Source organism: Streptococcus sp. 1449 (genome assembly GCF_013276805.1).
GTDB lineage: Bacteria > Bacillota > Bacilli > Lactobacillales > Streptococcaceae > Streptococcus > Streptococcus pseudopneumoniae.
The window spans coordinates 1-3,411 of record NZ_VMLS01000092.1; the positions used below are offsets into that span (position 1 = coordinate 1).

At 38.8% G+C, this 3,411-nt stretch carries 4 protein-coding genes and 1 pseudogene; 4 read left to right on the top strand and 1 reads right to left on the bottom strand.

What is annotated here, in order from left to right; translation table 11 throughout:
- The first annotated feature begins 275 nt into the window (after positions 1 to 275).
- Positions 276 to 584, top strand: a pseudogene (locus HT687_RS10990) (hypothetical protein).
- Here HT687_RS10990 and HT687_RS12100 read toward each other — a convergent pair.
- Positions 554 to 727 (bottom strand): hypothetical protein, encoded by a 174-nt coding sequence (locus tag HT687_RS12100; RefSeq protein WP_007285086.1) that lies wholly within the window; start codon positions 725 to 727, stop codon positions 554 to 556. The pseudogene HT687_RS10990 and the gene HT687_RS12100 sit on opposite strands and share 31 nt — an antisense overlap.
- Before the next feature lie 173 nt (positions 728 to 900).
- On the opposite strand from HT687_RS12100, the gene HT687_RS11000 reads away from it, so the two are divergent.
- From HT687_RS11000 to HT687_RS11010, 3 genes are read left to right on the top strand one after another with little or no spacing between them, the layout of a single operon-like run.
- Positions 901 to 1,377 carry a PTS sugar transporter subunit IIA gene (locus tag HT687_RS11000; RefSeq protein ID WP_000522067.1) on the top strand — a complete coding sequence of 159 codons (477 nt, stop codon included), beginning with the start codon at positions 901 to 903 and terminating at the stop codon, positions 1,375 to 1,377.
- A 38-nt stretch (positions 1,378 to 1,415) separates the two neighbouring features.
- On the top strand, positions 1,416 to 1,721 hold the full coding sequence (locus HT687_RS11005) for a PTS sugar transporter subunit IIB (RefSeq protein WP_000590547.1): 306 nt from the start codon (positions 1,416 to 1,418) through the stop codon (positions 1,719 to 1,721).
- Between the two features lie 46 nt (positions 1,722 to 1,767).
- Positions 1,768 to 3,243, top strand: a complete 1,476-nt coding sequence (locus HT687_RS11010; protein WP_054393029.1) for a PTS galactitol transporter subunit IIC — start codon at positions 1,768 to 1,770, stop codon at positions 3,241 to 3,243.
- Positions 3,244 to 3,411: the final 168 nt, after the last annotated feature.

The following is a 3,411-nucleotide window of genomic DNA, read 5'->3' on the forward strand; positions in this document are numbered from 1 at the left end:
TCTCTTTTTAGAATCAAAAGGACGAGATTGTGGAATCTCTACAGGAACAATAGGTTGTGGCATTAAAATATCCTCCAATAGTTTTACTTTACTAATAGTATACAGGAGGTCTTCCATGAATGATAGATACCTTGTTATGACGCGCTTACGATATAGAGACCAGATAGGCAAACGAACTTGTTCTTGAAACTGACCTCTACTATAATGATTTTTGTAAGGGACGTGAGGCTTCACTATCAGAGAACTCAAGTTCATAAAAAATTGGAGATAAACAAATGAAAAAATTATTGGGAATTGTCTTTTTATTAGCAGCAGTGACAGTATTGTATTTTGGTTCTGTTGGCTAGCCAAGTTTGAATGTCAGCCTATGGTCTTTGATTCCGGTGGGTCTGTTCCTCTTTTTCACTCTAGAGAATCTTTTGAAAAAGGATTACAAGGCTAGTCTGATGTGTTTGATTATTGCCTTTATCATTGCGAATGCAATTTTGGACCTGTTGCCAATTTCAAGTGGCTTGGTGATTGGAGCAGGCGTCCTAGCTTGTGTAGGGATTGGCTATCTATTTCCTGATAAAGAAGGAAAATAATACTCTTCGAAAATCTCTTCAAACCACGTCAACGTCGGCTTGTCGTAGATATGGTTACTGACTTGGTCAGTTCTATCCACAACCTCAAAACGGTGTTTTGAGCAGTCTGTGCCTAGCTTTCTAGTTTGCTCTTTGATTTTCATTGAGTATTAGAACAGAAAAATACTTGGAATATTTGTTTGTTTATTTTTATATAACAAACTATAAACACAACAAAAGTATAAAAAAAGACAAAAATCAACAGAAAACTATTGACAACGATTACATATAGTGTTATACTTATAGCATAAAGTTAATGGAAAGAAGGGAAAACCTTATGGGATTAGATTATTTCTTTGACAAAAACCTTGTGTTTTGCTTAGAAGCGGATAATCAAGAACATCTCTTTGATCAGGTTGCAACTTTATTGGAAGAACGAGAAATCGTAACCCCAACCTATCGTGAAGCCTTGATCACGCGTGAAAAGTCATTTCCAACTGGCTTAGATATGGAATTTTTGGGTAAGGATTTGCCGAATGTGGCTATTCCTCACACGGATATTGTTCATAATCTAGCCGAAAAAGTTGTGGTCGTTCGATTAGAAAAACCAGTGACTTTCCACAATATGATTGCGCCAGATAAGGAAGTAGAAGTATCCTTACTCTTCTTTATCATTAATAACTCAAGTTCAAGCCAAACCAACATTCTTGCTCAGTTGATGGACTTCTTTACTGGAAATGGTCATCTTGAAGACCTATCAAAAATTTCTGAACCAGAAGCCCTCTATGCTTATATTGCTGAAGCAATTGCTTAATCTTGTCTATTAAAAATATTAAATCGGAGGAAATCCATATGATTAAAATTCTTGCTGCCTGCGGTGCAGGTGTTAACTCAAGCCACCAAATTAAAAGTGCTCTTGAAGAAGAACTTTCAAACCGCGGTTTTGATGTTCACTGTGATGCAGTTATGGTCAAAGACGTTAATGAAGACCTTATCAAAGGTTATGACATCTTCACACCAATTGCTGCTACAGACCTTGGTTTTGACCCAGGTATTCCAGTTATCGAAGCTGGACCAATCTTATTCCGTATCCCAGCAATGAGTGCTCCAGTATTTGATAATATTGAAGCAGCTATCAAAGAGCACGGATTAAGCTAATTTTAATTTGTTAACATTCATATAACATAAAAAGGGAGGAACTGTTATGGATGCAATCTTTGACCTAATCGGAAAGGTTTTCAATCCCATCTTAGATATGGGTGGACCTGTCATCATGTTAATCATTTTGACAGTATTGGCTTTACTTTTTGGAGTGAAATTCTCCAAAGCGCTTGAAGGTGGTATCAAACTTGCCATCGCTCTTACAGGTATCGGTGCCATCATCGGTATGCTAAACACTGCTTTCTCAGCGTCGCTTGCAAAATTCGTTGAAAACACTGGTATCCAATTGAGTATCACCGACGTTGGTTGGGCACCACTTGCTACAATCACTTGGGGTTCTGCTTGGACACTATACTTCTTGCTCATCATGTTGATTGTCAACATAGTGATGCTTGCTATGAAGAAAACAGATACACTTGACGTTGATATCTTTGATATCTGGCACTTGTCTATCACAGGTCTTTTGATTAAATGGTATGCAGACAACAACGGTGTGAGTCAAGGGGTTTCACTCTTTATTGCTACAGCAGCTATCGTCCTTGTTGGTGTGTTGAAAATTATCAACTCTGACTTGATGAAACCTACATTTGATGACCTTCTTAACGCTCCAAGTTCATCACCAATGACATCAACTCACATGAACTACATGATGAACCCAGTTATCATGGTTTTGGATAAGATTTTTGAAAAATTCTTCCCAGGCCTTGATAAATATGACTTTGATGCTGCTAAATTGAACAAGAAAATCGGTTTCTGGGGATCTAAATTCTTCATCGGTTTCATCCTTGGTATCGTTATCGGTATTATGGGAACTCCACATCCAATTGAAGGGGTTGCAGATGCAGATAAATGGCGTCTTGTTATCAAAGGATGGCTGTCTCTTGGTTTGACTGCCGGTGTATCTTTGGAACTCTTCTCACTTATCGGTTCATGGTTCATCGCAGCCGTAGAACCACTATCACAAGGTATTACAAACGTTGCTACTAAACGTCTTCAAGGACGTAAATTCAATATCGGTCTTGACTGGCCATTCATCGCTGGTCGTGCTGAAATCTGGGCTTGTGCCAACGTACTTGCTCCAATCATGTTGATTGAAGCTGTGCTTCTTTCAAAAGTCGGAAATGGTATCTTGCCACTTGCAGGTATCATCGCTATGGGTGTTACTCCAGCTCTCTTGGTTGTAACACGTGGTAAATTGCTCCGTATGATTATCTTCGGAACGCTCTTGTTGCCACTCTTCCTTCTTTCAGGTACACTTATTGCACCATTTGCAACAGAACTTGCTAAAGGTGTAGGTGCCTTCCCAGCAGGTGTGAGCCAAACTCAATTGATCACTCACTCAACTCTTGAAGGACCAATCGAAAAACTTCTTGGTTGGACAATTGGTAACACTACAACAGGTGATATCAAAGCAATCCTTGGTGCTGTAGTCTTCCTTGTATTCTATATCGGTATCTTTGCTTGGTACAGAAAACAAATGATCAAACGTAACGAAGAGTACGCAGCAAAAGCAAAATAATGCGCTCCTATAAAATATAAACTCAATGAAAATCAAAGAGCAAACTAGGAAGCTAGCCGCAGGTTGCTCAAAACACAGTTTTGAGGTTGTAGATAAGACTGACGAAGTCAGCTCAAAACATGGTTTTGAGGTTGTAGATGAAACTGACGAAGTCAGCTCAAAACATTG

Coding starts and splice junctions, on each gene's coding strand:
- HT687_RS12100 (WP_007285086.1), bottom strand. CDS start 727: ATGAAAATCAAAGAGCAAACTAGAAAGCTAGGCACAGACTGCTCAAAA.
- HT687_RS11000 (WP_000522067.1), top strand. CDS start 901: ATGGGATTAGATTATTTCTTTGACAAAAACCTTGTGTTTTGCTTAGAA.
- HT687_RS11005 (WP_000590547.1), top strand. CDS start 1,416: ATGATTAAAATTCTTGCTGCCTGCGGTGCAGGTGTTAACTCAAGCCAC.
- HT687_RS11010 (WP_054393029.1), top strand. CDS start 1,768: ATGGATGCAATCTTTGACCTAATCGGAAAGGTTTTCAATCCCATCTTA.